The 20,039-nt window shown below is 55.0% G+C and carries 23 protein-coding genes; 12 read left to right on the top strand and 11 right to left on the bottom strand.

The window, feature by feature from the left end:
* Positions 1 to 105 precede the first annotated feature (105 nt).
* Both QUD59_RS12280 and QUD59_RS12275 read left to right on the top strand, forming a co-directional pair.
* The gene (locus QUD59_RS12280) at positions 106 to 1,539 is read left to right on the top strand and encodes an AmpG family muropeptide MFS transporter (RefSeq protein WP_286241029.1); all 1,434 of its coding nucleotides are present in this window, start codon (positions 106 to 108) and stop codon (positions 1,537 to 1,539) included.
* Positions 1,540 to 1,613: 74 nt separating this feature from the next.
* Positions 1,614 to 1,829, top strand: a complete 216-nt coding sequence (locus QUD59_RS12275; protein WP_286237335.1) for a PA4570 family protein — start codon at positions 1,614 to 1,616, stop codon at positions 1,827 to 1,829.
* Between the two features lie 30 nt (positions 1,830 to 1,859).
* Here the strand turns inward: QUD59_RS12275 and QUD59_RS12270 are convergent, their stop codons facing one another.
* Positions 1,860 to 2,342, bottom strand: a complete 483-nt coding sequence (locus QUD59_RS12270; RefSeq protein WP_286237334.1) for a YajQ family cyclic di-GMP-binding protein — start codon at positions 2,340 to 2,342, stop codon at positions 1,860 to 1,862.
* 82 nt (positions 2,343 to 2,424) lie between these two features.
* Between QUD59_RS12270 and QUD59_RS12265 the strand changes: the two genes are divergently transcribed.
* The 3 genes from QUD59_RS12265 to QUD59_RS12255 are packed head-to-tail and all read left to right on the top strand — an operon-like array spanning position 2,425 to position 4,297.
* Positions 2,425 to 3,339 carry a 2-dehydropantoate 2-reductase gene (locus QUD59_RS12265; RefSeq protein WP_286237333.1) on the top strand — a complete coding sequence of 305 codons (915 nt, stop codon included), beginning with the start codon at positions 2,425 to 2,427 and terminating at the stop codon, positions 3,337 to 3,339.
* Positions 3,340 to 3,385: 46 nt separating this feature from the next.
* The gene (locus QUD59_RS12260) at positions 3,386 to 3,952 is read left to right on the top strand and encodes a cob(I)yrinic acid a,c-diamide adenosyltransferase (RefSeq protein WP_286237331.1); all 567 of its coding nucleotides are present in this window, start codon (positions 3,386 to 3,388) and stop codon (positions 3,950 to 3,952) included.
* A gap of 51 nt (positions 3,953 to 4,003) precedes the next feature.
* Positions 4,004 to 4,297, top strand: a complete 294-nt coding sequence (locus tag QUD59_RS12255) for a hypothetical protein (protein ID WP_286237329.1) — start codon at positions 4,004 to 4,006, stop codon at positions 4,295 to 4,297.
* A 10-nt stretch (positions 4,298 to 4,307) separates the two neighbouring features.
* Here the strand turns inward: QUD59_RS12255 and QUD59_RS12250 are convergent, their stop codons facing one another.
* Genes QUD59_RS12250 through cobU form a run of 4 tightly spaced genes read right to left on the bottom strand, consistent with a single transcriptional unit; the run spans position 4,308 to position 8,049 of the window.
* Entirely contained in the window at positions 4,308 to 5,855 is a 1,548-nt protein-coding gene (locus tag QUD59_RS12250; RefSeq protein ID WP_286237328.1) for an HDOD domain-containing protein, read from the bottom strand.
* A 13-nt stretch (positions 5,856 to 5,868) separates the two neighbouring features.
* Complete coding sequence (locus tag QUD59_RS12245; protein WP_286237327.1) at positions 5,869 to 6,480, bottom strand: histidine phosphatase family protein; 612 nt, start codon at positions 6,478 to 6,480, stop codon at positions 5,869 to 5,871.
* On the bottom strand, positions 6,473 to 7,534 hold the full coding sequence (gene cobT, locus QUD59_RS12240) for a nicotinate-nucleotide--dimethylbenzimidazole phosphoribosyltransferase (protein WP_286237326.1): 1,062 nt from the start codon (positions 7,532 to 7,534) through the stop codon (positions 6,473 to 6,475). Before cobT ends, QUD59_RS12245 begins: the two co-directional genes overlap by 8 nt.
* Complete coding sequence (cobU, locus tag QUD59_RS12235) at positions 7,534 to 8,049, bottom strand: bifunctional adenosylcobinamide kinase/adenosylcobinamide-phosphate guanylyltransferase (RefSeq protein ID WP_286237325.1); 516 nt, start codon at positions 8,047 to 8,049, stop codon at positions 7,534 to 7,536. The genes cobT and cobU overlap by 1 nt, the downstream gene beginning before the upstream one ends.
* Before the next feature lie 129 nt (positions 8,050 to 8,178).
* Here cobU and QUD59_RS12230 point away from each other — a divergent pair, with 129 nt between their 5' ends.
* Positions 8,179 to 9,357, top strand: coding sequence for an NnrS family protein (locus tag QUD59_RS12230; RefSeq protein ID WP_286237324.1), 1,179 nt, complete (start codon positions 8,179 to 8,181; stop codon positions 9,355 to 9,357).
* A 39-nt stretch (positions 9,358 to 9,396) separates the two neighbouring features.
* Here the strand turns inward: QUD59_RS12230 and acuI are convergent, their stop codons facing one another.
* Entirely contained in the window at positions 9,397 to 10,386 is a 990-nt protein-coding gene (gene acuI / locus QUD59_RS12225) for an acrylyl-CoA reductase (NADPH) (protein ID WP_286237323.1), read from the bottom strand.
* A 139-nt stretch (positions 10,387 to 10,525) separates the two neighbouring features.
* Between acuI and QUD59_RS12220 the strand changes: the two genes are divergently transcribed.
* Complete coding sequence (locus tag QUD59_RS12220; protein ID WP_286237322.1) at positions 10,526 to 11,266, top strand: FadR/GntR family transcriptional regulator; 741 nt, start codon at positions 10,526 to 10,528, stop codon at positions 11,264 to 11,266.
* A gap of 128 nt (positions 11,267 to 11,394) precedes the next feature.
* Entirely contained in the window at positions 11,395 to 11,928 is a 534-nt protein-coding gene (locus QUD59_RS12215; RefSeq protein WP_286237321.1) for a Z-ring associated ZapG family protein, read from the top strand.
* 70 nt (positions 11,929 to 11,998) lie between these two features.
* On the opposite strand, the gene QUD59_RS12210 is transcribed toward QUD59_RS12215, so the two are convergent.
* Positions 11,999 to 12,775 (bottom strand): Nif3-like dinuclear metal center hexameric protein, encoded by a 777-nt coding sequence (locus QUD59_RS12210; protein ID WP_286237320.1) that lies wholly within the window; start codon positions 12,773 to 12,775, stop codon positions 11,999 to 12,001.
* A gap of 61 nt (positions 12,776 to 12,836) precedes the next feature.
* Between QUD59_RS12210 and QUD59_RS12205 the strand changes: the two genes are divergently transcribed.
* The 4 genes from QUD59_RS12205 (at position 12,837) to QUD59_RS12190 (ending at position 16,483) form a co-directional block, all read left to right on the top strand.
* Entirely contained in the window at positions 12,837 to 13,982 is a 1,146-nt protein-coding gene (locus QUD59_RS12205) for a Do family serine endopeptidase (protein ID WP_286237318.1), read from the top strand.
* Positions 13,983 to 14,142: 160 nt separating this feature from the next.
* Entirely contained in the window at positions 14,143 to 14,502 is a 360-nt protein-coding gene (locus QUD59_RS12200; protein ID WP_286237317.1) for a response regulator transcription factor, read from the top strand.
* A gap of 3 nt (positions 14,503 to 14,505) precedes the next feature.
* The gene (locus tag QUD59_RS12195; protein WP_286237316.1) at positions 14,506 to 15,126 is read left to right on the top strand and encodes a chemotaxis protein CheX; all 621 of its coding nucleotides are present in this window, start codon (positions 14,506 to 14,508) and stop codon (positions 15,124 to 15,126) included.
* Between the two features lie 4 nt (positions 15,127 to 15,130).
* On the top strand, positions 15,131 to 16,483 hold the full coding sequence (locus tag QUD59_RS12190) for a diguanylate cyclase domain-containing protein (RefSeq protein WP_286237315.1): 1,353 nt from the start codon (positions 15,131 to 15,133) through the stop codon (positions 16,481 to 16,483).
* A gap of 28 nt (positions 16,484 to 16,511) precedes the next feature.
* On the opposite strand, the gene hisD is transcribed toward QUD59_RS12190, so the two are convergent.
* Genes hisD through QUD59_RS12170 form a run of 4 tightly spaced genes read right to left on the bottom strand, consistent with a single transcriptional unit; the run spans position 16,512 to position 20,019 of the window.
* Entirely contained in the window at positions 16,512 to 17,819 is a 1,308-nt protein-coding gene (gene hisD / locus QUD59_RS12185) for a histidinol dehydrogenase (RefSeq protein ID WP_286237314.1), read from the bottom strand.
* Positions 17,816 to 18,469 carry an ATP phosphoribosyltransferase gene (gene hisG / locus QUD59_RS12180; protein ID WP_286237313.1) on the bottom strand — a complete coding sequence of 218 codons (654 nt, stop codon included), beginning with the start codon at positions 18,467 to 18,469 and terminating at the stop codon, positions 17,816 to 17,818. Before hisG ends, hisD begins: the two co-directional genes overlap by 4 nt.
* A 20-nt stretch (positions 18,470 to 18,489) precedes the next feature.
* Positions 18,490 to 19,755 (bottom strand): UDP-N-acetylglucosamine 1-carboxyvinyltransferase, encoded by a 1,266-nt coding sequence (gene murA, locus QUD59_RS12175; protein ID WP_286237312.1) that lies wholly within the window; start codon positions 19,753 to 19,755, stop codon positions 18,490 to 18,492.
* Positions 19,756 to 19,776: 21 nt separating this feature from the next.
* Positions 19,777 to 20,019: a BolA family protein gene (locus QUD59_RS12170; protein WP_286237311.1), complete on the bottom strand. Its 243-nt coding sequence runs from the start codon at positions 20,017 to 20,019 to the stop codon at positions 19,777 to 19,779.
* Positions 20,020 to 20,039 lie beyond the last annotated feature (20 nt).

Here is a 20,039-nt window from a genome sequence, read left to right as displayed (position 1 = left end):
TCAATCAGCGACATCTTCGAGACAGCCACAGGTCCCGTGCCATTGCCTATTTTCCTGCATCAGGGGACAATGACCCCTTACTTCATGGAAGGCGTTTTTGTTGATATGTCCCCGGTAGATCCCAAGCAGGAATCATGGCTTAACGCCATCAAGGTTTATACCCATCCACGCGCGCTCACCCTGCTGTTTTTTGGTTTCTCCTCCGGGCTACCCCTGCTGCTGGTCTTCGGCACGCTCTCGTTCTGGCTTCGCGAAGCCGGGGTTGAGCGCAGCCTGATCACCTATTTTTCCTGGGTCGGTCTCGCCTACGGCTTTAAATGGCTATGGGCGCCACTGGTTGACCGGCTGCCCCTGCCACTGCTGAGCAAAACACTGGGCAGACGGCGTAGCTGGTTGCTGCTGTCGCAACTGGGGCTGGCTGCAGGCCTGGCCGGGCTGGCGTTCTCCGACCCACACGCTAATCTCCGGCTCATGGCGATTCTCGCTCTGGTAGTTGCATTCTGCTCCGCGACACAGGATATCGTTATTGATGCCTACCGGATCGAATCCGCCGCAGAGCGCCTGCAGGCCGCGATGGCGGCCACGTATATGGCAGGCTACCGGCTGGCGATGATTGTCGCCGGCGCCGGAGCGCTGGCGCTGGCAGCCTGGGCTTCAACCGATTCCGCCGTTTACAATCTGCAGGCCTGGCGGGTTGCTTATCTGGTGATGGCAGGCCTGATGCTGGTCGGTCTGATCACCACCCTGATCGTGAACGAACCGGACAGCGTGGAGATGGATGAGGAAACCCGTGAGCAGCAGGCGCGGATCATCGGTTTCAGTGAACGCTACGCACATCTGCCCGACCTGCTGGCACGTTTCATCGGCTGGGGCTACGTAGCTATTCTCTGCCCCTTTATCGATTTCATCCGCCGTTATGGCTCCCATGCCCTGATTATTCTCGCCCTGATCGGTACTTACCGCATCTCTGATGTCATGCTCGGAATCATCGCTAACGTTTTTTATGTGGATATGGGGTTCAGCAAAGAGGAGATTGCACAGATCATCAAGATCTACGGCGTAATCATGACCATTGTTGGCGCCGGACTGGGCGGTATTCTGGTTAACCGCTTCGGGGTGATGCGGATTATGTTTATCGGTGCGCTGCTGGTCGCCCTGACCAATCTGCTGTTTGCCTGGTTAGCGACGCTGGGGAATAACACTGCGGCCCTGACGCTGGTTATCTCGCTGGATAACCTCAGCGGCGGAATTGCCACGGCGGCCTTTGTTGCCTACCTGTCGAGCCTGACCAACATACAGTACTCCGCTACCCAGTACGCCCTGTTCAGCTCAGTGATGCTGCTCTTTCCGAAGTTTCTCGGCGGGTTCTCAGGCGGTTTTGTCGATCAGTATGACTACCCGGTGTTCTTTACCGGCGTTGCCCTGCTGGGGCTACCGGTACTGATACTGGTCTGGCTGGCAGCCGGGGCAAACCGGGCGGCCGGCAACGATACAGATACAACAACCCATCAGCTACAAACCAAACGCACCACGAATTAAATAATAATCATTATCATTTACATTTATCAAAATAGCCGGTATTCTCTGATCATCTAATCGTCAGGGAGCACAAAATGACTTATTTGATTGATGCCTGGCTCGAACGCCAGAACCCTTACCTGCGCATTATTCACCGCCCCACCGGCGTTCCGGTCGTTAACTGGCAGGGCGAAACCCTGCATAAGAAACTGCAAAACGGCGCAATCTGTGTGGAGGATCTGGCGCAGCCACCCTCTCAGGAGCTGGTCAGGGAGCTGTTCCTGCTGGATTGTCTGGAACGGGAAGCCTGATGCGAAGACCCACATCAGGCCAGGGCATGTTTAGTCGCGGAAGTTGTTGAACTGTAACGGCAGTTCCAGTTCAGCTTCGCGCAGCATCGCCATGACGCTCTGCAGATCATCACGCTTTTTGCCGGTCACCCGGACCTGCTCGCCCTGAATCTGCGACTGAACTTTCAGTTTCTTATCTTTGATCAGTTTAACTATTTTCTTCGCCAGCGGCTGGTCCAGTCCCTGGCGCAGAATCACTTCCTGACGCGCACGCATATTCGCCTTTTCTGCCGGTTTTATTTCCAGACAACGGACATCGATCTTGCGTCCGGTCATCTTGGTACGCAGCACTTCAAGCATCTGCTGTAACTGAAAGTCCACCTCGGCCTGCATTACCACCGCACTGTCATTCAGTTCAAAACTGGCTTCAACACCTTTGAAGTCATAGCGCATATCCAGCTCACGCCGGGCCTGATCGACCGCATTTGTCACCTCATGCATATCCAATTCGGATACAATATCGAACGATGGCATTCTTTCTCTCCTGATAATTTTTGCCGATTTTAGCTGACCGCTCACCCCTTTTCACGTCAGAATATGCTGACCGGAGGATCTGATGGAAAAAATGTGGCACATCCTGGGTGCAGGGGCGATTGGCAACCTCTGGGCCTGCAACCTGATCGATCTGGGTTTTCAGGCCCGGTTGATCCTGCGCACGCCGCAACGTCTCGGGCAATTTTCTGAAGGCGCGGGGATCCGGCTCGATCAGCAGTGCTTTCCTGCGAGCGCGGAGCTGGCCACAGCAGAGACACCTGTCAGTCAGCTACTGATCTGTACCAAAGCACCGGACACTGAACTTGCCTTCAACAGCATACTTCATCGACTGACTGCCCGGCCAAAAATCATCGTTCTGCAAAATGGTATGGGCAGCCATCAATGGGTCTCTGATCAGCTTCCTAACGCCGAGGTCGCCTGGGCATCCACGACCGAAGGTGCCTGGCTACAAACACCGTTCGAGGTGGTCCATGCCGGTCGGGGTATCACCCGGATCGGTTCAGCGCAGCAACTGATGCCCTGGTTAACAGAACTGCAGGGTGGCTTTCTTCAACTGGAGATTGACCCGGAGATTCGCAACACCCTGTGGCGTAAACTGGCCATCAACTGCGCAATCAACCCTCTGACCGCAGTATTCCAGTGCAGTAATGGTGAGCTGATCACTAACCCGGACTACCTCAGTGAGATGATAGCCATCTGCCATGAGGTTGAGGCCGTGGCAGAAGCCCTGAACATCGAGCTGTTCGAAGCCCCGCTGGTAGAGCAGGCTTGTCAGGTTGCTGAGATGACGGCCAACAATTACTCCTCCATGCATCAGGATATTCGCCACGGCCGCACTACCGAGATCGATTACATCACCGGCTACATCTGTGATCTGGCCGAGCAACAGCAGATCAACGTACCCGTCAGCCGCCGCTATCTGAACCGGATACACCGGTTGCAGCAAGCGAAAAACAGCTCTACTGCTCAAACTTAAGCTGGTATAAAGCCTGAGCCAGCCACTATGATCAACGGATCCAGTTATGAGTAATCGTCTGAGTAAAATCTATACCCGCCGCGGGGATCAGGGAACTACCTCTCTCGGTAATGGTCAGAGAATCGCTAAAACCGAGCCCCGAATTCATCTGATTGGCGAGGTCGATGAACTGAACAGTGCCATTGGTCTGGTCATCAGCAGTCTTGAATCGAGCGGACCGGTCGCGGAAACACTTGCCGGCATTCAGCATCAGCTTTTTGATCTGGGTGGCGAGGTGGCCATCGCTGATCCCGGCTATCGGGTAATTGAGCAATCAGAGATCGACTTTCTGGAATCCCGCCTGGATCAGTGGAACGCATCGCTTGAGCCCTTACAGGAGTTTATTCTTCCCGGGGGCTGCATAGCAGCCAGTCATTGCCATATGGCCCGCTGTATCTGCCGACGGGCAGAGCGCCACTGTCTGGCTCTGGCACAACAGCGCGATACGGACCTCAGCCCGCTGATTCTGGCTTACCTCAACCGGCTGTCCGATCTGCTGTTCGTAGCCAGCCGGCTGATTGTTAAACAACAGGGCTGCCAGGAGATTCTCTGGCGGCCGAAAGACAAACGTTAACCAAAGTAAACCGTTGTCCTGCTCGGAGGCAGCACAACGCTGGAGAACCCGATGTTAAGACCTTTGTTCGCCGTTCTGGTCCTGCTGCTATCACCTGTCGCCCTGGCCGACTGCGCTTCGGAGCAAAGCCTGTGCGAGGCCAAATGCTCTGTACTGCACTTTAACGACGACGCAGCCGCAATGGGCTGTAAATCAAAATGCATGGCGCAGCGCGCAGTCTGCTCCACCGAATCCGGTGCAAAAACCGTGGTCGAAACCGGGGGTGAAGTGATCGATTCAGGTGTCGAAGTCAGTAAAGAGGCCTGGGAAGACACCAAATCCTTCGTCCGGGGTATGACAGAGTAATTTCGTTAACTCAGACCTGACGGGTTTTGCTGTCGGCGTACATCAACGCCAGTCGGGTCTGGGTGGCAAAGTGACTGAAAGTGTTAAAGTCCTCTTCGGAGATCGGCCCATGAGTGGCCAGACGATCCGCATACAACATACCGATAACCCGCTTGCCCATGGTCAGGGGAATCAGTACAAAACCCTGACAGCCCACGGATTTAACAAACTGCTCAGGCAGACGTTTGCGCCAGCCCTCCTCGTCCAGATCATTTACCAGCAGCGTGACCTGCTTATCCAGAACCCGGAAGAACAGATCATCAGCCCTGCCGTTTTTGCTTCGCTCAAAGTAAGTTTGCAACGGCTCGGTAGACTCTCCCTCAAGCATTTTAACCGACAGTTTCATGCGTGATTTATCCAGCAGGCAGAGCATACTGCGATCGAACTGGCTGCAATGACGAATCGCCTCCACCACCAGTTTAAACACTTCATGGATCTTGCCCTCAGAAGCTATCAGCGCGGTCAGACGGTTAAGGTAATCCAGTTGCTCCGCACTGCGCTGGCCCGCACTGTGATCTTCCATCACCGGCTCCGGCTCAGACTCCGCCTCAATCTCTTCGGCTTCACTGCGGGCAAGAAACGCCAACTGACGGACGATATCGTCCTTGGCTACGTTACCACTCTCTGAAAACTCAGGGATCAGCGCTTTGGTTTTCAGGCCATAAGTACGACTGACCTTAGCCACCTGACGGAAACACTGCAGGGTGACTTCGGCCACATCATCATGGGGGATATTGCCTACATTGGAGATAGCATCCACCAGTTGATCGAATGGCTGCTCATTCTGCGGATCCTGTCCGTAGATCTGCTGGACCAGACCATTACTCAGAAACGGTAGGCAGGAGAGCATATCACTGCGTTCATCCAGATGCTGTATATCCACCGGCGACATGATGCTCAGCACCTGCTTAGGATAGCCCCAGCCAGCAGCCATCTCCCGGCCCAGTTCGCAGAAACTGATGCCCAGCACCTCTGCCTGAATCAGCGGCCACTTTTTTTCTCCCTGTTGTTTCAGGCGCAGCATCTTGCGGTACTGATCCGGCAACGTGCAGGCCACCATGATTTCACCCAGACCAAACAATAGCGCTCCGATGTAGGCTTCCTCAGGATCAACATTCTGCCGCCCGCGCATCGCCAGCTCTTTGGCGATGTTGGCACTGAGAAATTGACGCATCATCATGCCCGGCACATCCAGATCAGGATGTTCGTCATGGAAGCTCTCGATCAGTTTCAGGGTGAGACAGATATTCTTGATCTGATTGAACCCCATCAGCACCACCGCGCGGGAGACGACAGAGATATTGCCCTGCCCCCTTTTGTAAACCGGTGAGTTAGCGAGTTTCAATAACCGGGCAGAAAGACTGGCGTCCTTCATAATCGCCATGGCCAGCGCCATGGCGTCGCTCTCTTCTGAAGCGCTGATCTGCTGGATGCGGTTAACGGTGGCACTGAACACGGGCAGATCGCCCAGCCGATCAAGGCTACGGTGGATGTTCTTCAGCGTTTCGGTGTACTTCATTCAATGCCCTTAATTATGGCGTGTCGTCAGAGAGCGCTTTCACGTTGCAGTGGAGTAACTGAGGCCAAACCTGCTCTGAGTCATAATCAAACCTTAGACGAGTCAGGCGAGAATAGTCCACTTTTATCCTGCTCCAGTTTGCCGGAGCCACCCCCAGCACTGCTGCAATCAGCCCGCGAATGACCCCGCCGTGGGTCACAACCAGAATACGTTGTTCCTCCCGGCTGTGGATAAAGCGTTGAACCGCGTCCAGCCGGGCGCAAAAGTCAGCCAGCGGCTCAGCCGCAGGGGGCGGATAGTTTAGCGGATCACGCCAGAAATGTTCCACTGCTTCGGGGTACTGCGCGTAGACCCGGTCACAGGGCTCTCCATCCCATTCACCGAAATCATATTCCTGTAACGATTCCAGCAACAGCAACGGCCTGTCGTGACACTCTGCCCAGCACGAAGCGCTCTCCCGGCAACGTTGCAGCGGAGAGCTGATCACCAGATCCCAGTCACCGCTCTGCATCGCTTCAGCACTCGTTTGTCGTCCATGCTCGCTCAGTGGTGAATCCGTGCGCCCCAGATAAACCCCTTGCAGCTCAGGCTCGCCGTGACGCAGAAGATCAACAATTTTATGCACCCGATCCGCCCTCACTGACACCCGCATCGGCGAAGGTCGCCATGCCGCCGTGCAGCTCACAGGCCGTTCTCAGGAGCCCTGCTGCTACTGCAGCGCCGCTGCCTTCTCCCAGACGCATCTGCAGATCCAGCAACGGCTCAGCCTGTAACTGTTGCAGCAACTGTTGATGGAAAGGCTCTGCAGAACAGTGACCAAATATCATCCAGTTCCGCGCCTGTGGACAAACTTCACAGGCGATATAAGCGGCAACGGTACTGATAAAACCATCCACCAGCACAGCGATGCCCTGTTCAGCAGCACTCAGATAGGCCCCGACCATGGCGGCAATCTCAAATCCCCCCAGACAGCGTAAGCGCTGCAGAGGTGAATCGATCTCCGCTGCATGCAGTTGCAGTGCCTGATCAATCACGCTGGCTTTATGTTGCAGGGTTTCACCGGCCACGCCGGTACCCGGGCCCGCAACATCACTGCCGCGAAGCTTCAGCGCATGCGCCGTTAAGGCTGAGGCGGCGGTGGTATTGGCAATCCCCATCTCCCCGGCGATAAATAACTCTGCTCCGCCTGATGCAACATCCAGCAGCGCTTCCCGGCCCACAGCCAGAGCCTGTTCGAGCTGTTCCGGGCTCATCGCAGGGCTTTCTGTCATATTGGCGGTTTGTGGTGCAATAACCCGATCCACCACACCCGACGCCTGCACCGGCACCACGGTTCCGAGATTAATCACCGCAAAATCGGCCTGTAATGACCGGGCCAGAACCGCCACCGCAGCGCCACCTGCCGCAAAATTCAATACCATCTGTGCGGTGACTTCCTGAGGAAACGCAGACACTCCACTGGCGGCAACGCCATGATCTGCGGCAAAAATGCGAATCGCGATACGATCACAGCGCGGACACTCCCGCCCCTGCATGGCTGCCAGAGAAACAGCCAGCGATTCAAGCTGACCCAGAGAGCCCGGCGGCTTGGTCAGATTCTGCTGACGCTGCAGCGCAGCAGCCCTGATTTCTGCATTCAATGGCTTAGCCTTAATCCCGCTCCAGTTTGTGGCTGGCATCACTCTCCCCCTTTAACCTCTAACGCTATACCGGCAACACTCAGCGTCACCCGTTCAACCAGCGCAGCCAGATCCTGATGCAAACGCCCGGTATTATCCTGAAACTGACGACTCAGCTCGCCCATCGGCACGATCCCCCAGCCCACTTCGTTAGACACCAGAATCAAATCCCCCTGAAACTGCGCAACCGCCCCGGTCAGTTCAGCCATGCCCTGTTGCATGGTCTGTTCGCTCTGTAACAGCAGATTGGTCAACCAGAGGGTCAGACAGTCCACCAGCACGGTGCAGCCCTGCCCACTGAGACGCTTCAACTCAGCAGGCAGCGCCTCAGGTACTTCGAGCACCTGCCACTCAGCAGGACGGTTCTGACGGTGCAACTCAATACGTTGTTCCATCTCAGTATCTCCGACCCGGGCGGTAGCAATATAAATCACCGGACTGGTGGTTGCAGCCGCCCGTTCCTGAGCTATCCGGCTCTTACCGGAACGCGCCCCACCAAGGATAAGTTGTCGCACTGATATCTCCAGTTAAAGGGGGTTCGGACAGAAAAATCGGCCAACCCCATTTATTAAGATGTATTTTTTATACATAATATAATTTCCGGCACACAGTATATCATCGCTGAACCAGCAGAGGAGAATCCGATGATCCAGCTTCAGGAGCGTAAATCCCCACCTCCCTTCTCGTTGTTTAATCTTGGGTTTCGCCCGTTCTTTCTGGGCTCAGCCATTGCCGCAGCAGTGCTGATCGGCTGCTGGTTAGTGTTCTACAGCAGCGGGTATCAGCCCCACTACTACCGCTACGCAGTCTACTGGCACGCCCATGAAATGCTGTTCGGCTATACGCTGGCGGTGATCGCCGGTTTTCTTCTGACCGCTGTACGCAACTGGACACAGGTTCAGACTCTGCATGGCTGGCCCCTTGGCGCTCTGTTTCTGCTCTGGCTGAGCGCCCGGTTGCTGCCATTTTTCCCCGCTGTCAGCATAGAATGGGTTGCACTGATCGATCTGAGTTTCCTGCCCCTGCTGACACTCAGCCTGGCCTGGCCGATCCTGCGCAGCCGTAACTACCGGAATCTGGTGTTTGTGGTGATTATGCTCGGGTTCTTTGCCGCCAACCTGATGATCCATCTGCAGCTCCTGGGGATTACCGGGCAGAGTGCCGACAGCGGTATTCAACTGGCACTGTTTCTGGTTGTGGTGGTAATCAGTATTCTTGGCGGCCGGGTCATCCCGTTTTTTACTGAACGCGGCGTAACAGGCGTCCGCTGTCGAAAGTTCAGTCTTCTGGAAAAGGCCATTATCCCTCTGACACTGAGCTGGGCCCTGATCAGCCTGAGCCCCTACAAGGACCTGATCGCTGCGCTGAGCCTGTTGCTCGCCGCCGTCCATCTTCTGCGCCTGGCGGGCTGGTTCGACCTGCGGATATTTTCCACCCCACTGGTCTGGATTCTGCAACTGGGGTATCTGTTTATCGGAGTGGGCTTTGCCCTGTACGGACTCAGTGAGTGGGCGCTGGTATCGCGCTCCATCGGTTTTCATGCGTTTGCCGCCGGAGGCATAGGCTGCCTGACACTGGGAATGATGGCGCGGGTCTCACTGGGGCACACCGGCCGCTCTCTGGTTATCGGGCCCATGGTGGTCAGTGCTTTTATCCTGCTGTTGCTTTCCGCCCTGCTGCGAATCAGTATCAGCCTGTTGCCACTACCCTATCTGGCCACACTGCACCTCTCAGGCAGCCTGTGGATTCTCGCCTGGCTACTGTTTCTGCTGCACTACACGCCGATTCTGATTCGGCCACGCACTGACGGAGTCTATGGCTAAAGGCCCCTGCACCGGGCAGGAACCTTTAGCCCGGGACTGTCAGCGGTTCAGATCAACCACCACACGGCCTTTCACCTGACCGTTGGTGATCCGCTCAGCGTAATCAGGAACCTGATCCAGGCTGATCAGCTGGGCGATCTCGCCCAGCGCGTTTTCCGGCAGTTGGGTCAGCAAACGCTGCCAGGCCTGCTGCCTGCGCTCATAAGGGCACATAACTGAATCGATACCCTGCAGACGCACATTACGCAGAATAAACGGCATAACCGTGGTTGGCAGCTTGAAACCAGCGGCCAGACCGCACGCGGTGACGACACCGTTGTAATCCGTTTCTGCCAGAATTCGCGCCAGAATGGTATCACCCACCGTATCAACCGCACCGGCCCAACGCTGTTTCTCAAGAGGTCTGGCCGGTTCCGCCATCTCTGCCCGGCTGATTACCTCACTGGCACCGAGCTCACGTAAATAAGCTTCAGTTTCCGGGCGGCCGGTAATCGCAGTCACCTGATACCCAAGCCCCGCCAGAATTGATACCGCAACACTGCCGACACCGCCTGCCGCGCCGCTGACAATCACAGGTCCTTTATCCGGGGTTACGCCCCCCTCTTCCAGCCCCATCACACAGAGCATCGCTGTCAGACCAGCGGTGCCGATCTGCATGCTGCGCAGCGCATCCATTTCAGCTGGAAGTGGCACCAGCCAGTCCGCCTTCAGGCGCGCATACTGAGCATAGCCGCCCCAGTAGTTTTCACCGACTCCCCAGCCGGTCAGGATCACTCGGTCGCCTGCGCTGTAACGCTGATCGGCACTCTCTTCGACAGTGCCCACCAGATCGATCCCCGGCACCATCGGAAAATTGCGGATGATCTTGCCCTTGCCTGTTACCGCCAGGCCATCTTTATAGTTCAGAGAGGAGTAATCAACCTTAATCAGAACTTCCTCGGCAGGCAGCTCATTCAGCGTAAGCTCCTTCACCTCTGCGCTTGTTTGACCCTCTTCCTGATTCAGTACCAGTGCTTTGAACGTACCCATCTGCGTAACCACTCGACTTATTTGTTAATTTGTCATACAAATATATGATACTCTAAATAACAGTGCAATCTCTTATGCTGAATTAGGGTTTAGAGTAGAATAGACCAGTATTTCAGACCCATCTTATTCAGGAGCCGCAGTGAGCCTCGAACTAGAACCGATCAACCGTTCCAGCCTGTCGAAACAGGTAGCAGACCAGTTACAGGAAGCCATACTTGAAGGCAGCCTGAAAGCGGACGACCGCCTGCCGACCGAAGATGAGCTGGCCAAAAGGTTTCAGGTTTCCAGACCCACCATACGTGAGGCACTAAAAAGGCTCGCGGCTAAAAATCTTATCCGTTCACGCCGTGGCCCCAGCGGCGGCACCTTTGTAAACCACCTCGGGGCCGATGAACTGAGCGATCAGCTCACCACCGCGGCCACACTGTTTGTCAGCATGAATCAGATTGAGATGGACGATCTGAGCCGCGCCCGGTATGAACTGGAAGCGATTTGCGCCGACCTCGCCTGTGCACAACGCACGGATGAAGATCTGCAGAAAATGCAGCAGGCACTTGCCACCCAACTGGACTCCGGTATCAGTCCGGAGCAGTTCTGTGCTGCCGATGTCGAACTTCACCGGGCTCTGGCCGATGCCAGTCACAATCCGATGCTGAGTTTCATTATGTATACCCAGATCGAAGCCCTGCAGCCGGTCGCCAATATGATCACTTACCGGTTTCGCCAGCGAGAAGTGATTATCGATCAGCACCAGCGTCTGCTGCAGGCCATCGAGCAGCGCGACAGTCAGACAGCCCGCGCCATCCTTAAGGAACAGATTGATTACCTTAATCAGCTCCAACTCGCCGTGCAGAATAACCGCAACACCAGCACCAGCTAATCAGCCCGTTTCCTGATCCAGCGCCTGATAAAATGCTGCCCTGTCGATAAGGCATAGGCAGATAATCCTATTTGTTTTATGCTTGTAGCCCGGTAATCCTCCCTGGCTATAACGATTAAGGAGTCTCTGTGGAAAATATCTGGCTTATCAGCATTGTGGCGTTGGTAGTAGGTGCTGTAATCGGCTACCTGTTAGGGCGCTCGGGAGGCGGCAGCGGCCGTCAGGCGGAACTGGCCGAGCAGTTGGAAGACGCGAAGCGGGAACTGGAAAGCTACCGGTCTGAAGTGACCGGACATTTTGAAAAAACAGCGCAACTGGTTAACGGTCTGACTCAGAGCTACAAAGAGGTGCATGAACACCTGGCAAGCGGCGCTCAGGGCCTTTGCCAGCCGGGCGCAATCGATATGGCACTGGAGCCGGCCATGACTCCGAAACTGGAAGAAGGTGCAACTGAACCTGCCCCTGCCGAAACCGAGAAAACGGAAGAGAGCGGCGCAGAACCGCCGCGGGACTACGCACCTAAGGCACCGGAGGAGGAAGGCACACTGTCTGAAACCTTTGGTCTCAAAGAGAAGGCTGAAGACGCCGATGCAGACACCGCGTCAGACACTCCGGCCGACAGTACAGCAACCGAAAAGAAAGAGAGCGCTGCGGCCTCCTGAGCGGCAAACGCACATCGCAGCACTCGCGACCATCAGGCTGTGTATTCACACGGCCTGAGGATTATGCAAATCAAACCGGATTGTCGATATCAATAAACTGGTGCTGCAGATTAAACGTCTGCGCCAGCTCTTCACCCAACGCTTTAGCCCCATAGCGCTCAGTCGCATGATGACCCGCTGCAAAATAGTGAATCCCGTTCTCACGGGCGCTGTGATAGGTCGGCTCCGATATCTCACCAGACAGGTAAGCATCCACACCCAGCTCCACCGCTTTTTCAATGTACCCCTGCGCCCCGCCGGTACACCAGGCCAGCCGCTTAATCAGATGTTCGCCCCCGCTGATATGCAACGGCTCGCGCTGCAGAGCCGAAGCGATCCGCTGTGCCAGCTCTGCTGCACTGACCGCCTCCGCCAGCTCACCCACATTCCCGACACTCAGCGGGTTGTCCGGCTCCAGCCCACCCTGAACAGTAATACCAAGCAGCTTAGCCAACTGCGCGTTATTGCCCACTTCCGGATGCGCATCCAGCGGAAGGTGATAGGCAATCAGGCTGATATCGTGCTCAAGCAGGGTTTTTATCCGCTTCTTTTTAATCCCGCTGATACAGCTATTCTCACCCTTCCAGAAAAAACCATGGTGCACCAGAATCGCATCGGCGCCCTGCTCCACCGCAGCATCCAGCAGGTCCTGTGAGGCGGTAACACCACTGATCAGGCGGCTGACTTCCGCTTTACCTTCGATCTGCAAACCATTCGGGCAGTAGTCACGAAACCGCTCCGGCGTCAGTCGCTGATCGAGATAGCTCATAAGGTCTGAAAGTTTTACCGACATTGTTTTCTTATCCATTCACAAAGGCTGCATACATCGTATAATTCTATGCTGGATCAAGCGGAGCGACTACACATCGATGCGTAAATTAAGTTTTCTTTTCTGGCCGGTACTGTCCGGTGTTCTGGTCGCCATTCTGCTACTGCAGTTGTTCCCCGATCTGCTCAATTCACAGAACCCGACCATTGAGTTCCGTGAATCCAGCCGCCCTCTGAACCGCGGTCTGGGAGAAGGCCCGGTTTCTTACGCCCGGGCCGTTGAGATCGCAGCTCCGGCTGTCGTCAATATCTATACCCGCACCGTGGTCAGACAGCAGGTCCATCCGCTTTTCAACGACCCGTTCTTTCGCAACTTTTTCGATTCAGAAAGTATTCCGCAGCGGGAACGGATTCAGTCCAGCCTCGGTTCCGGTGTTATTCTCAGCGCTCAGGGATACATCGTTACCAATAATCACGTCATCAGCGGCGCTGACAGCATCGTCGTCGCTCTGAAAGATGGCCGCGAAGCAATGGCCGAAGTCATCGGCAGCGATCCTGACACCGATCTGGCGGTGCTTAAAGTCGACCTCAATGATCTGCCCAGCATCACGCTGAGTCAGTCAGAAGGCCATCAGGTCGGCGACGTTGTACTGGCCATCGGCAATCCGTTCGGCGTCGGGCAGACCGTCACCATGGGGATTATCAGTGCCACCGGGCGGAACAGCGTCGGCCTGAATACCTATGAAGACTTCATTCAGACCGATGCTGCGATTAATCCGGGCAACTCCGGCGGCGCTCTGGTCGATGCCTACGGCAACCTGATCGGTATTAATACCGCCATCTTCTCCAAATCTGGTGGTTCTCAGGGTATTGGCTTTGCCATCCCGTCAGACCTGACCCGTCAGGTAATGGAGGATCTGATCAGACACGGCCGTGTTATTCGCGGCTGGCTGGGGATAGAGATTCAGGAACTTACTCCCCGGCTGGCGGAATCCTTCGGACTGAACAAAATGCAGGGGCTGATTATTGCCGGCGTATTTCGCGATGGCCCGGCCCACCGCGCCGGACTGCAGCCCGGTGATATCATGCTGGCCATTAATGATCAGGCCATTATGGACGGCCGCAAATCGATGTCTCAGATTGCCCGTTACCGCCCCGGTGAAACGGTACAGGTGAGTGTATTACGTGACGGACGCGAGCTGACATTCCCCACTCAGATCGGTGAAAGACCGAAAAGCGGTGGTTAAAAATTAAACTTAGCGGCACGCCGGCTGTCGGTTATAATCTTCGCCATTAACCCCACAGTAAGGTGGGCTTTAGCACATTTTCTCACACTAACCCGCCAACACTGCTATTATTTGTAGCACGGCCTCACGGTGTGGCCGAAGTTCAGAGACAGGTACTTGTATGGACCCAGTACGCAGCGTCCTTGTTGTCGACGACAGTCGTCTTTCCAGAATGATGATCTCCAAGATTATCTCTACCCATCACAGCAACTGGCTGATCAGTGAAGCCGAAAACGCGGATCAGGCTCTGGAGCTGTGCACAGAGCAACTATTCGACTACATCACTCTCGATCACAATATGCCCGGCATGACTGGCATTGAAGCTTACCCTCAGATTCGTGAAATCCAGCCCGACGCGCAGATCGGCCTGTTCACCGCCAACGTGCAGAAAAGCACTCAGGAAAAATCCGAAAGTATTGGCCTGCAATTTATCGCGAAACCGCTTAACGAAGAGAAGGTGATGGCCTTTTTCCAGGAGTAAAGGATGAGCCAGCAACTGACCCCAACTCAGCTCGATACCCTGACCGAACTGTTCAATATCGGCGTCGGTAAAGCCGCTTCGGTACTCAGCGAAATGGTCAACGAAGAGGTCGACCTGTGCGTTCCCAAAATTAGCTGCAGCAAGTTTGACGAGGCTGCAGCCAGCCTGCAGCGTTTTACCGCAGAAAAGGTTGAGGCGGTTGAACAGGTCTTCACCGGGCGCTTCTCCGGCGTCTCCTTTCTGGTTTTCAGTGAGCGCAGCAGTTTCGAGCTGGTTCAGCGCCTGCTGGGCAGCAATATACCGCTCGATGAACTCACCGAGATGGAACAGGATGCGCTGAAAGAGGTGGCTAATATCATCCTCAACGCCTGCTTTGGTTCTATCTCTGACATGCTGGGCTCCACACTGGAAAGCGGTATCCCGAAGATGGTCACCGGCACCTGCGAGCAAGTACTGGATCTGGCCCGGGTCAGTTCTGAGGATGATCCGGTCGCCCTGATTATGCAGGTTACCTTCTCCCTGCCCGCAGGTCAGGTAAACGGCAGTATCACCTATGTTATGACCGCTGACTCGGCACGCATGCTCGCCGCCGAGCTGGATAATTTTTACAACCAGATGGTGTAAGCGGATGAGTACACAAGCCCCACCCCTCCCGATTCTGGATCAGGTACTGGATAAGCTGCAAGCCGGTGTGATCTTGCTGGATGATCAGTTGAATGTCTGTTTCTGGAATGACTGGATGGCCCAGCACAGCGGCATTCCGTTTCAGCAGATCAGCGGACAAACCCTGTTCGACGCACTCAATCTGAAACCGGAAAGTTATCTGATCAGCCGTGCACGGCAAACCGTGGAGATGGGCCTCTCCTCGATTCTCTCAAACACCATTCATCGTCATCCCCTGCCGCTGTTTTCGCTGGAACGGAAACATGAATATATCGAACAGAAACTGATCCTTTCGCGCCTCAGCGCAGAGGGCAAACATTACTGTCTGATTCATGTCTACGATGTTTCGGAGATCCTGCGCCGGGAGAATTCACTGAAACGTCAGGCACGTAAACTACAACGCACCGTCCGCGAACTGAGCCAGGCCGAAGAACAGATACTGTCAATCTTTGAGCTGTCACCTGAAGGGATCATGATCCTCGACAGCCACGGTCAGCTACAAAAACTCAACGCCGCAGCGGAGCGGATGTTTGAGATCTATGACTACCCGGATCTGTATAACTTCCTTCAGTTAATTGAAGAGATGGACAGCAACAAGCTGTTTGAAGATCAGTTTTTCGCCGGCACGAAAGACCATGTTGCTGACAACCTGTATCTGACCGGGGTATCACTCAGCGGACGCAGTTTCCCGGTTAAGATCAGTGTGCTGAAAACCCGTCAGGGCGGCAACTCATCTTTCAGCGTCATCTGCCGGGATATCTCTGAGAGCAAAGCCACCGAGAAGCGACTGACACAACTGGCCCATTTCGATTCCCTGACTGGGCTGGCTAACCGCTCCACCTTTAATGACCGGCTCGACTACACCCTGAAGAAAGCGCAGCGTTATGACCTTGAAGTTGCTCTGATCTTTATCGATCTGGATAACCTGAAACCGGTCAATGACCGCTTCGGCCACCGTGGTGGTGACCTGCTGTTACGTGAGGTCGCTCAACGGCTTCAGCTATCCCTGCGCGATACTGATCTGGTCGCCCGGATCGGCGGCGATGAGTTTACCATCATTATCTCTGAATCCACCGAACACTCACTGCCTGATATGCACCGTATTACACAGCGCCTGCTCGAGCAGATCCGCCAGCCGATGCTGATCAACAGCGAAGAGGTGATCCCGAGCGCCAGTATCGGTGTTGCCGTCAGCAGTAGTCTGGATGCGGATGAAATGGTACGCCACGCAGATATTGCAATGTATCAGGCGAAGCAGAAAGGTAAAGGCGGTTGCGTCTTTTATGAGGAAGGTATGGGGCCTGCCACCCAGAGGTAACAGGCCCTGCGGCAGGCCGGTGGCCCGCTTAGTCTTTAATCCGGTACTCAGCAGAGCGGGCGTGGGCCGTGAGACTCTCACCCCGTGCCAGCACAGATGCGACTTTACCCATCTCTGAAGCGCCGTCAGCCGAGAACATAATCAGGGATGAGCGCTTCTGGAAATCATACACACCCAGCGGTGATGAGAAACGTGCAGTGCCGGAAGTCGGCAGCACGTGGTTAGGCCCGGCACAGTAATCACCCAGCGCTTCAGCCGTGTAGCGGCCCATAAAGATCGCACCGGCATGACGGATCTTCGGCAACATCGCTTCCGGATCAGCAACCGACAATTCAAGGTGCTCAGGTGCAATCCGGTTAGCAACTTCAGCCGCCTCATCCATATCCGCTACCTTGATCAGTGCAGCACGCAGACGCAGCGACGTCTCAATAATCTCTTTACGCTCCATGGTTGGCAGCAACTTCTGAATACTGGCATCCACCGCGTCGATGAACTCCGCATCCGGAGAGACCAGAATCGACTGCGCATCTTCGTCATGCTCTGCCTGAGAGAACAGGTCCATCGCCACCCAGTCCGGGTCAGTATCGCCATCACAGACAACCAGAATCTCGGAAGGGCCAGCGATCATATCGATGCCAACTGCACCAAATACGGCACGCTTCGCCGTGGCAACAAAGATATTACCCGGGCCGACAATCTTATCCACCTGAGGTACGGTTTCTGTCCCGTAAGCCAGCGCGGCAACCGCCTGAGCACCACCTACGCAGAAGACCCGGTCAACACCCGCCAGACAGGCTGCCGCCAGTACCAGCTCGTTGACCTCACCACCCGGCGTTGGCACAACCATAATGATTTCACCTACACCCGCCACTTTGGCCGGCATCGCATTCATCAGTACAGATGAAGGGTAAGCAGCCTTACCGCCCGGTACATACAGACCAACACGGTCCATTGGCGTTACCTTCTGGCCCAGCATCGTGCCATCGGCTTCAGTGTACTGCCAGGATTCACCCTTCTGCCGCTCGTGGTAGCTACGAACACGCTGTGCCGCTACTTCCAGCGCATCACGCTGTGCCTGAGGCAGATTATCCAGCGCCTGTTGCAAACGCTCACGGCTCATCTCAAGCTGAGCCATCGACTCAACCTGAGTGTGATCAAAACGGTTGGTGTATTCGATCAGCGCCGCATCACCTTCGCTGCGTACCCGCTGCAGGATCTCATTGACGATCTGGTTAACCTTATCGTCGGATACCGATTCCCATGCCAGCAGCTTATCCAGCTTCTCACTGAAATCCGCCTGCGCTTTATCCAGACGGGTAATGGTTACTTCACTCATGCTGACACCTCCGCTTCACGGCGCGCTACTGCTGCCGCCAGCTTGTCCAGAATCGGCTGGATCTGACGATACTTCATTTTCATGGATGGTTGACCCACCACCAGACGGGAGCTGATATCTGCAATCTCTTCCATCGGCTCAAGACCGTTGGCGCGCAGGGTATTACCGGTATCAACGATATCCACAATCCGGTCAGCCAGCCCCATCAGCGGTGCCAGCTCCATTGCGCCGTAGAGTTTAATGATATCGACCTGACAGCCCTGCTTGGCAAAGTAGTCGCGGGTCACATTGACGAATTTACTCGCGACTTTCATTCGCCCTTCAACCGGCTGTGCATCTTTCGGCCCGGCCACCATCAGCCGGCACTTGGAGATTTTCAGATCCAGCGGTTCATACAGACCCGCTGAACCATGCTCAAGCAGAACATCCTTACCTGCGATACCCATATCCGCACCACCGTACTCAACGTAGGTCGGCACATCGGTAGCACGAATCACTACCAGTTTGATGTTGTCATGGTTGGTATCGAAGATCAGTTTACGGCTGCTATGAATATCCTCAGCCGGAACAATGTCCGCCTCAGCCAGCAGTGGCAGAGTTTCTTTGAGGATACGTCCTTTAGACAGTGCAATCGTAAGTTGCTGCTTCATAGCGTTTTTACACCCGTTGTTTAACCTGGTACACGCTTAATGCGCGCGCCCAATAACTGTAGTTTTTCTTCAATACATTCATAACCACGATCGATATGGTAGATACGATCGATTACGGTATCACCGTCGGCCACCAGCGCCGCAATCACCAGGCTGGCAGAAGCACGCAGGTCTGTTGCCATAACCGGTGCAGCCTGCAGGCGCTCAACGCCTTCAACCACTGCGGTGTTGCCATCGATATTGATCTTGGCGCCCATGCGGATCATCTCCTGCATGTGCATAAAACGGTTTTCAAAAATCGTTTCCTTAAGGATACTGACCCCTTCCGAAACGGCGTTCATCGCAGAGAACTGAGCCTGCATATCAGTCGGGAAAGCCGGATAAGGGGCGGTGGTAATATTCACCGCTTTCGGCCGCTGGCCTTTCATATCCAGCTCGATCCAGTCATCACCGGTAGTGATATGCGCGCCAGCCTCTTCCAGCTTTTTCAGCACGGCATCAAGAATCGCCGGTGAAGTGTTCTTCACTTTAACCTTGCCACGGGTCGCCGCCACGGCCGTCAGGAAGGTGCCGGTTTCAATACGGTCAGCCACAACCGGGAAGGTGCAGCCATGCAGTTTTTCGACACCGTTAACGACAATCGTATCGGTACCATGACCACTGATATCCGCGCCCATGGCGATCAGGCACTCCGCCAGATCGACAACTTCAGGTTCACGTGCGGCGTTTTCAATGATGCTCTGACCATCAGCCAGAGTCGCTGCCATCAGAATGTTTTCGGTACCGGTCACAGTCACGGTATCAAAGAACACCCGGGCACCTTTCAGGCGACCGCCATTGGTGGTTGCACGGATATAGCCGTTTTCAACCACAACTTCAGCCCCCATCGCCTGCAGACCCTGAATATGCAGATCAACCGGTCGTGAACCGATCGCACAACCCCCGGGCAGAGAGACTTCAGCTTCACCAAAGTGCGCAACCATTGGCCCCAGCACGAGGATGGAAGCACGCATGGTTTTCACCAGTTCATAAGGTGCGACCAGCTTTTTAATCGTTCCCGCATCGATCTCAACATTGAGTTTTTCATCGATCACCAGCTCCACGCCCATACGACGAAGCAGTTCCAGCATGGTGGTGATATCGTGCAGATGCGGCAGGTTACAGACGGTAACCGGCTCAGATGCAAGCAGTGTTGCAGCCAGAATCGGCAGCGCAGAGTTTTTTGCACCGGAGATACGCACTTCACCCCGGAGCTGCTCGCCGCCCGTAATAATCAGTTTATCCATGGTCAATCCAGTCAGATGTGATCAGTTCTGCGCGGCTTGCCACTGCGCGGGCGTGTATGTCTTGATGGTCAGGGCGTGAATACTTCCGTCGGCGATATACTCATTCAGGCAAGAGTAAACCAGTTGCTGGCACTTAACCGGGCGCAGCCCTTCAAAAAGTTCACCGACAACGGTGACCTGAAAATCACAACCTTCCCCAGCGGTAGTCACTGTACAATTTTCCAGTTGCGACTCCAGAATCTGCTTAACCTGTTCAGCCTGCATTCAAAGCTCCTGATCGAACA

This window comes from Neptuniibacter halophilus, from assembly GCF_030295765.1.
Classification (GTDB): Bacteria; Pseudomonadota; Gammaproteobacteria; order Pseudomonadales; family Balneatricaceae; genus Neptuniibacter; species Neptuniibacter halophilus.
The sequence above is the reverse complement of the archived record's forward strand: the minus strand, read 5'-3'. Positions and strand labels throughout refer to the sequence as shown.

What these genes read in the sequence shown, in the direction of transcription:
- QUD59_RS12255 (WP_286237329.1), top strand. Translation starts at nt 4,004, where the DNA reads ATGTTAAGACCTTTGTTCGCCGTTCTGGTCCTGCTGCTATCACCTGTC.
- murA (WP_286237312.1), bottom strand. Translation starts at nt 19,755, where the DNA reads ATGGATAAACTGATTATTACGGGCGGCGAGCAGCTCCGGGGTGAAGTG.
- QUD59_RS12230 (WP_286237324.1), top strand. Translation starts at nt 8,179, where the DNA reads ATGATCCAGCTTCAGGAGCGTAAATCCCCACCTCCCTTCTCGTTGTTT.
- QUD59_RS12195 (WP_286237316.1), top strand. Translation starts at nt 14,506, where the DNA reads ATGAGCCAGCAACTGACCCCAACTCAGCTCGATACCCTGACCGAACTG.
- QUD59_RS12210 (WP_286237320.1), bottom strand. Translation starts at nt 12,775, where the DNA reads ATGGATAAGAAAACAATGTCGGTAAAACTTTCAGACCTTATGAGCTAT.
- QUD59_RS12280 (WP_286241029.1), top strand. Translation starts at nt 106, where the DNA reads ATGTCCCCGGTAGATCCCAAGCAGGAATCATGGCTTAACGCCATCAAG.
- QUD59_RS12200 (WP_286237317.1), top strand. Translation starts at nt 14,143, where the DNA reads ATGGACCCAGTACGCAGCGTCCTTGTTGTCGACGACAGTCGTCTTTCC.
- hisG (WP_286237313.1), bottom strand. Translation starts at nt 18,469, where the DNA reads ATGAAGCAGCAACTTACGATTGCACTGTCTAAAGGACGTATCCTCAAA.
- QUD59_RS12275 (WP_286237335.1), top strand. Translation starts at nt 1,614, where the DNA reads ATGACTTATTTGATTGATGCCTGGCTCGAACGCCAGAACCCTTACCTG.
- QUD59_RS12205 (WP_286237318.1), top strand. Translation starts at nt 12,837, where the DNA reads ATGCGTAAATTAAGTTTTCTTTTCTGGCCGGTACTGTCCGGTGTTCTG.
- QUD59_RS12270 (WP_286237334.1), bottom strand. Translation starts at nt 2,342, where the DNA reads ATGCCATCGTTCGATATTGTATCCGAATTGGATATGCATGAGGTGACA.
- hisD (WP_286237314.1), bottom strand. Translation starts at nt 17,819, where the DNA reads ATGAGTGAAGTAACCATTACCCGTCTGGATAAAGCGCAGGCGGATTTC.
- cobT (WP_286237326.1), bottom strand. Translation starts at nt 7,534, where the DNA reads ATGCCAGCCACAAACTGGAGCGGGATTAAGGCTAAGCCATTGAATGCA.
- QUD59_RS12190 (WP_286237315.1), top strand. Translation starts at nt 15,131, where the DNA reads ATGAGTACACAAGCCCCACCCCTCCCGATTCTGGATCAGGTACTGGAT.
- acuI (WP_286237323.1), bottom strand. Translation starts at nt 10,386, where the DNA reads ATGGGTACGTTCAAAGCACTGGTACTGAATCAGGAAGAGGGTCAAACA.
- QUD59_RS12170 (WP_286237311.1), bottom strand. Translation starts at nt 20,019, where the DNA reads ATGCAGGCTGAACAGGTTAAGCAGATTCTGGAGTCGCAACTGGAAAAT.
- QUD59_RS12260 (WP_286237331.1), top strand. Translation starts at nt 3,386, where the DNA reads ATGAGTAATCGTCTGAGTAAAATCTATACCCGCCGCGGGGATCAGGGA.
- QUD59_RS12265 (WP_286237333.1), top strand. Translation starts at nt 2,425, where the DNA reads ATGGAAAAAATGTGGCACATCCTGGGTGCAGGGGCGATTGGCAACCTC.
- QUD59_RS12250 (WP_286237328.1), bottom strand. Translation starts at nt 5,855, where the DNA reads ATGAAGTACACCGAAACGCTGAAGAACATCCACCGTAGCCTTGATCGG.